The sequence below is a fragment of the Ramlibacter sp. genome, assembly GCF_013697775.1.
Taxonomy (GTDB): Bacteria; Pseudomonadota; Gammaproteobacteria; order Burkholderiales; family Burkholderiaceae_C; genus Ramlibacter.
The window spans coordinates 1-6,011 of sequence record NZ_JACCWG010000179.1 but is presented as its reverse complement, the minus strand read 5'-3'; the positions used below and the strand labels follow the sequence as shown (position 1 = coordinate 6,011).

The following is a 6,011-nucleotide window of genomic DNA, read 5'->3' as shown; positions in this document are numbered from 1 at the left end:
TGCTTGCCCAGGCCCAGGACATGCTGCGGCTGTACGAGCAGCTGGGTGCCGGCGCGCGGGCCGAGGCGGGCGCGGCGGTGCTCGCCGTCGGCGCCATCGCGTCGGTGCAGCGCGCCCTGCTGCCCGAGGTGCTGGCACGCGTGCGCCGGCAGCTGCCGGCGTGCCGCGTGCGCGTGGTGCCGGGCGTGTCGATGGAACTGCTGGACCGCGTGGACACGGGAGAGATCGAAGTGGCCGCCATCATCCGCCCGCCCTTCCCGCTGCACAGCGACCTGCGCTGGACCACGCTGGCGCGCGAGCCGTTCCGGCTGCTGGTGCCGCGGCAGGCCAAGGGCGACGACTGGGCCGCGCTGCTGTCCGCGCATCCGTTCATCCGCTACGACCGCGTGTCCTTTGGCGGCCGGCAGGTCGACCGCTTCCTGCGTGGCGCGCAACTGGCCGTGCGCGAAGCCTGCGAGCTGGACGAGCTCGAGGCTATCGTGCGGCTGGTGGCGGTGGGCGCCGGCGTGGCGCTGGTGCCGGAAGTGGCGCCGCACAAGCGCTGGCCGGCCGGCGTGCGCGCCATCGACTTGAAGCGCCACACCTTCCACCGCGACATCGGCCTGGTGCACCGCGACAGCCGCGGCTTGGCCGAGCCGGCGCGGCTGCTCGCGCAGTGGATGCGCGATGCCTACACCGCCACCGCCTGAGTTCTCGCCGCGGCGACCATCTCGATCTCCACGCGCGCGCCCAAAGGCAGCGCGGCCACGCCGATGGTGGTGCGGGCCGGGTACGGCGCGCTGAAGTGCTCCGCGTAGGCGCCGTTCATTGCGGCGAAATCCCCCATGTCGGTGAGGAAGACGTTGCACTTCAGCACGTCTTCGGGCTCCAGGCCGGCGGCCGCCAGCACCGCGAACAGATTCTTCAGGCACTGGCGCGTCTGCGCCTCGATGCCGCCTTGCATCAGCGCGCCGGTGGCGCCGTCCAGCGGCGTCTGGCCGGACAGGAACACATAGGGCGGCGCGGCCACCGCATGCGAATACGGGCCGACGGCGACAGCGCCGGGTGCGTTGATTGCTTGCCTTGACATCGTGTCTCCAGGGGAAAAGGACACACGATGGTGGCATTCGGCACGCGTTGGGCGGCACCGATTCAAGCGCATCGATTGCGGCTTGGCCGCAATCGATGCGCTGCAACTCCGGGTCAGCGCGAGGTCAGTCGGACGCGGGCTTGCGTTCCTTCGGATCCGCTTCCAATTCCTTGCGGCCTTCGCGCGCCAGGCGCACTGTTTCTTCCAGCACCTTGTCGTCCGACGCGGTGGGAATGGGTTCGTCTTCGCGGCCGGTTCCGTTGTTGTCGGCGTCCGGGCTTCGGTTGGTGGTGTCGGGCATGCGTGCTCCTTCGGTCGAGCCACAAGTGTTGGTGCTGCCTGCCGCCGAGCGGGTCGGCACGTGCCTCTGCCCGGCGTGAGCGGCGGACTACCTCGCCGAGCTCATGCGCGTTCGAACCACGGCCGCGCGCGGTCGTGCATGGCATTCACCGCGACCACCGCGCCCAGTTCGAAATGCACCGGCGCATTGAAGCCGTACACCGTGTGCTGCCAGTTCGACACCGGCCGGCTGCGCGACGGATGGTTCTCGAACACCACGCCTTCGGCCAGCTCGATGCGGATCCACTGGATTACGCCATGGCAGAGCCCGCCCTGCGTGACCGGGATGTCGAGGCGCTTCTTCTGCGCGGGAAACACCGAGTTGTTGCAGAAATCGAAACGGAACGCCTCGACCGCATCGCTCATCAGCACCGGCGACAAGTCCTCGCGGTACAGCGGGCGCTTGCGCGGGTGGATGGCATTGAAGTCGCGCAGGTCGAAGCCGAAACTCTCGTGCACATGGAGGTTGCGCCCGAGCGTCGTGCCGCCCACCAGCGCCACCATGATGCTGGCCGCCGCGGGCACGACCCTGCCGCCGGGTTTCAGCAGCCGCGCCTTGGCGTCCTCGATGGCCGGCAGCACGTGCTCGCCCAGCAGTTCGCTGGAGAAAATCTCGTGCACCAGGATGTCGGCCTTCTCGGGCAGGTCGGTCCCGAGCTCGACCGCGTGCGACGGCTTGGCCAGCACCTTGATGCGGTCCTGGTAGCCGTTGCGCGCGACGATCTTCGCGGCGGTGCCGGCGATCAGCGCTACGGCCTCGCAGGTCACCACCTGCTTGGCGCCGAGCTTGGCCGCCATCATCGCCAGCAGGCCGGAGCCGGTGCCGATCTCGAACACGGTGCTGTCGGGCGTCACGGCCGAGGCCAGCCCGTCGAAGAACGCCTGGTTGCGCTCCGGCTCGTTCATCATGGGAACGTGCCACAGCGGCACCAGCCGGCTCAGCAGCCACTCCGCACCGAGCTTGGCCGTCAGGCTGTCCGGATGCACCTTCAGGACGTCGCGGCACAGCTGGATGCCCTCCTCGCCCCGGTTCAGCTCCAGCAGGCACAGGGTTGCCTTCTTCAGCGTTGCATCGTCGTTGGGCACGAGCGCCAGCGCGGCTTTGTAATCGGCGGCGGCTTGCGCGAGATCGCCCAGGCCGTGCAGCAGGTCGCCGCGCGCGACGCGCACGTCGGCAAGGTTCGGCGCGAGCTTCAGGGCCTCACCGAAACTGGCGATGGCCTCATGTGGCTGGCCGAGCTCGGTCTCGCAATAGCCGCGGGCGGCCCAGCCGTCCGGGTCGGGAAACTTCTCCGTGTAGATCCTGAAGCACTCCTGCGCGGCACGGAAATTCTTCAGCTCCCGTTCGCACAGGCCGATGTTGAACAGCACGTCGGCATTCTCGTTTCCGGGGTCGCGGATCTGGCGCAGGAACACCAGCGCGCGGCCGAAGTCCCGCATGACGACGTGCATCATGGCGCACAGCCGCTTGAGCTCGCGATCGGCGGGATGGGCCTGGCTCAGGGCTTCGCATTCGGCGATCGCCTGCGCGCGCTGGCCTTCCCTGAATTTCTTCTTCAGTGCGTCGGTGGCGGGCGGCATGCGCAAGCGCCCTCAGGCCACCACGCGCGGCAGGCCGCCGACTTCCACCAGGCCCTTGAACACCCGCTCGGTCGCCGCCAGGAGCGGCGTGCAGCGGTCGTGCTCGATGCGGGCGCACTCGTGCACCAGCAGGTTGCGGTACTCGTGCGCCAGGCCGAACAGCATCCAGGTGTCAGCGCCGAATTGCGCGCTGCCCTCGGCCGCGCCATACAGGCGCAGCACGTCTTCCACCAGCTCGATGGGCCCGGCCGTGCGCACCTGCCGGTAGCGCATGTCCGCCGTGCTGGGCGGGCGGCCGGCCGCGTGCACGATCAGCGAGCGGGACAGCGCCTCGACCCCGGACACGGCGGCGATGAGCCGCGTGCCCGGGGGGTCCGTCTGCACCGACGCAAGCCGGTGGTTCACGGCGCGCAGCCGCGCGACCGGACTGGCGCTTGCGCTCGTCCGGTGCAGCTGCTCCAACTCCTTCTTCAGATCCCACTCCATTGGCGGAAGTCTAAGTGGGCAGACCCCCTGTCGCCACTGACAGTTACATCTTCGGCGCGGTGTGTCGCTCAAACGCCTCAGTGCAGTGACCCAGTGCGCACCGGCCGGTCACGCGCGCAAGCCGTTGGCGTGGTGCCGCATGTGATCGCCGACCAGGGACGCGATGAAAAAGTAGCCGTGGTCGTAGCCGGCGTGGCGCCGCAGCGTCAGCGGCTGCCCGGCCGCCGCGCAAGCCTGCTCCAGCCGTTCCGGACGCAGCTGCACTGCGAGGAACTGGTCGTCCAGGCCCTGGTCGACCAGCAGCATCGGCGCGCGTGCACCGCTCCCGATCAGCCGCACCGCGTCGTGCCGTTCCCACGCCGCTGCGTCATCGCCGAGGTAGCCGCCCAGCGCCTTCTGGCCCCAGGGCACCTCGGTGGGCGCGCAGATCGGCGCGAAGGCCGACACGCTGCGGAATGCGCCCGGATGCCGCAGCGCCAGTGTGAGCGCGCCGTGCCCGCCCATCGAGTGGCCGACGATGCCGGCACGCTCCGTGTCGGCGGCAAAGTGCTGGGCCAGCACGGCAGGCAGTTCCCGCATCAGCCAGCTTTCCATGCGCCAGTGCCGGGCATACGGCTCTTGCGACGCATCCAGGTAGAAGCCGGCGCCATGGCCGAAATCCCAATCGGCGTCGGCCTGCGTCACGCCGGTGTTGCGCGGGCTGGTGTCGGGCGTGACCAGCATCAGCCCGTGCTGCGCCGCGTGCTGCTGCGCGCCGGCCTTGATGGCGAAGGTCTGCTCGTTGCAGGTGAGCCCGGCCAGGCACCAGAGCACCGGCACCGGGCCCTGCCTTGCCTGCGGCGGCGCGTAGACGCCAAAGCGCATCGGCAGGCCGGTCTCCTGCGAGGCGTGCTCGTAGAAGCCCTGCACGCCGCCGAAGCAGCCGTGCTCCTCCAGCGTGGTGATGCCCGCCACTCAGAACACCACGACGGAGCGGATCGACTCGCCGGCCTTCATGAGGTCGAAGCCGGCGTTGATGTCCTCGAGCTTGAGCGTGTGGGTGATCAGGTCGTCGATGTTGAGCTTGCCCTCCATGTACCAGTCGACAATCTTGGGCACGTCGGTGCGGCCGCGCGCGCCGCCGAAGGCCGAGCCCTTCCACTGCCGCCCGGTGACCAGCTGGAACGGCCGCGTGCTGATCTCCGCGCCGGCCTCGGCCACGCCGATGACGATGCTCTGGCCCCAGCCCTTGTGGCAGCACTCCAGCGCCTGGCGCATGGTGGTGGTGTTGCCGATGCACTCGAAGCTGTAGTCGGCGCCGCCGTCGGTCAGCTGCACGACGGCGTCGACGATGTTCGGATGGTCCTTCGGGTTCAGGAAATGCGTCATGCCGAACTTGCGCGCCATCGCCTCGCGGCCGGGGTTGAGGTCCACGCCGATGATCTTGTCGGCGCCCACCATCTTCGCGCCCTGGATCACGTTCAGCCCGATGCCGCCCAGGCCGAACACCACCACGTTGGCGCCCGCCTCCACCTTGGCCGTCCAGATCACTGCGCCGACGCCGGTGGTGACGCCGCAGCCGATGTAGCAGACCTTGTCGAACGGCGCGTCGGGCCGGATCTTCGCCAGCGCGATCTCGGGCGCCACGATGTGGTTGCTGAACGTGGACGTGCCCATGTAGTGCAGGATGGGCTTGCCGTCCAGCGAGAAGCGCGAGGTGCCGTCGGGCATCAGGCCCTTGCCCTGCGTGCCGCGGATCAGCTGGCACAGGTTGGTCTTGCGCGACAGGCAGAACTTGCACTGCCGGCATTCGGGCGTGTAGAGCGGGATGACGTGGTCGCCGGGTTTCAACGAGGTGACGCCCGCACCGACCTCCAGCACGACGCCGGCGCCTTCATGGCCCAGCACCGCGGGGAACAGTCCCTCGGGGTCGGCGCCCGACAGCGTGTAGTAATCGGTGTGGCAGATGCCGGTGGCCTTCACTTCCACCAGCACCTCGCCGGCGCGCGGCCCGTCGAGGTCGAGTTCTTCGATCGTGAGGGGCTGGCCGGCCTGCCAGGCGACGGCTGCGCGTGTCTTCATCGGGTGGTCCTTTCGTGGGAGCGGCTATCGTAGCGGGCCGCCGCGCCCGCGCAGGGGCGCCAGCAGGTGCCGCAACCCGTTGCTGTCGATCTCCTGCATGAGCGCCAGCAGCCGCCCCAGTTCGCCGGGCGGGAAGCCCTCCCGCGCGAACCAGTTCAGGTAGTTGCCCGGCAGGTCGGCAATGGGCGTGCCCTTGTACTTGCCGTAAGGCATCTCGGTCTGGACCAATCGCAGCAGTGCTTCGGACATGGACACGATTGTGGCGAAGTCGCTGCCGCGGCAGGCCGCCGGGTGTTTACGATGGTGGCCACGCATGGACTCCCTCATCGCCGCCTCCGCGCGTGCCCTTGCCGCCGGCGACGCGCTCGGCGCCCTCAAGCGCGTCGCCCTGCGCGACGACCCGCCGGCATTGGCCCTGCGCGGCATCGCCATGGCCCAGCTCGGCGACCATCCGCGCGCGCGCGAACTGCTGCGC

General features: G+C 69.5%; 8 protein-coding genes and 1 pseudogene. 2 read left to right on the top strand and 7 right to left on the bottom strand.

Features of this window, described 5'->3' with window-relative positions; genetic code table 11:
• The coding region (locus H0U68_RS08825) for a LysR substrate-binding domain-containing protein (protein WP_296354705.1) at window positions 1–689 on the top strand (689 nt) is incomplete at its 5' end.
• On the opposite strand, the gene H0U68_RS08820 is transcribed toward H0U68_RS08825, so the two are convergent.
• From H0U68_RS08820 to H0U68_RS08790, 7 genes are all read right to left on the bottom strand, one after another.
• Window positions 671–1,069, bottom strand: a complete 399-nt coding sequence (locus H0U68_RS08820) for a Rid family detoxifying hydrolase (RefSeq protein ID WP_296354703.1) — start codon at window positions 1,067–1,069, stop codon at window positions 671–673. The two genes, H0U68_RS08825 and H0U68_RS08820, sit on opposite strands and share 19 nt — an antisense overlap.
• A gap of 124 nt (window positions 1,070–1,193) precedes the next feature.
• Window positions 1,194–1,370: a hypothetical protein gene (locus tag H0U68_RS08815; protein WP_296354700.1), complete on the bottom strand. Its 177-nt coding sequence runs from the start codon at window positions 1,368–1,370 to the stop codon at window positions 1,194–1,196.
• A gap of 101 nt (window positions 1,371–1,471) precedes the next feature.
• Window positions 1,472–2,989, bottom strand: coding sequence for a tetratricopeptide repeat protein (locus H0U68_RS08810; RefSeq protein ID WP_296354699.1), 1,518 nt, complete (start codon window positions 2,987–2,989; stop codon window positions 1,472–1,474).
• 12 nt (window positions 2,990–3,001) lie between these two features.
• Entirely contained in the window at window positions 3,002–3,475 is a 474-nt protein-coding gene (locus H0U68_RS08805) for a hypothetical protein (RefSeq protein ID WP_296354697.1), read from the bottom strand.
• Window positions 3,476–3,583: 108 nt separating this feature from the next.
• Window positions 3,584–4,429 carry an S-formylglutathione hydrolase gene (fghA, locus tag H0U68_RS08800; RefSeq protein WP_296354695.1) on the bottom strand — a complete coding sequence of 282 codons (846 nt, stop codon included), beginning with the start codon at window positions 4,427–4,429 and terminating at the stop codon, window positions 3,584–3,586.
• The gene (locus H0U68_RS08795; protein WP_296354693.1) at window positions 4,430–5,536 is read right to left on the bottom strand and encodes an S-(hydroxymethyl)glutathione dehydrogenase/class III alcohol dehydrogenase; all 1,107 of its coding nucleotides are present in this window, start codon (window positions 5,534–5,536) and stop codon (window positions 4,430–4,432) included.
• A gap of 24 nt (window positions 5,537–5,560) precedes the next feature.
• Entirely contained in the window at window positions 5,561–5,785 is a 225-nt protein-coding gene (locus H0U68_RS08790) for a DUF3820 family protein (RefSeq protein ID WP_296354691.1), read from the bottom strand.
• Between the two features lie 64 nt (window positions 5,786–5,849).
• Here H0U68_RS08790 and H0U68_RS08785 point away from each other — a divergent pair.
• Window positions 5,850–6,011: pseudogene (locus tag H0U68_RS08785) on the top strand (helix-turn-helix domain-containing protein); the annotation flags it as partial.

Coding starts and splice junctions, on each gene's coding strand:
- H0U68_RS08820 (WP_296354703.1), bottom strand. CDS start 1,069: ATGTCAAGGCAAGCAATCAACGCACCCGGCGCTGTCGCCGTCGGCCCG.
- H0U68_RS08815 (WP_296354700.1), bottom strand. CDS start 1,370: ATGCCCGACACCACCAACCGAAGCCCGGACGCCGACAACAACGGAACC.
- H0U68_RS08810 (WP_296354699.1), bottom strand. CDS start 2,989: ATGCCGCCCGCCACCGACGCACTGAAGAAGAAATTCAGGGAAGGCCAG.
- H0U68_RS08805 (WP_296354697.1), bottom strand. CDS start 3,475: ATGGAGTGGGATCTGAAGAAGGAGTTGGAGCAGCTGCACCGGACGAGC.
- H0U68_RS08795 (WP_296354693.1), bottom strand. CDS start 5,536: ATGAAGACACGCGCAGCCGTCGCCTGGCAGGCCGGCCAGCCCCTCACG.
- H0U68_RS08790 (WP_296354691.1), bottom strand. CDS start 5,785: ATGTCCGAAGCACTGCTGCGATTGGTCCAGACCGAGATGCCTTACGGC.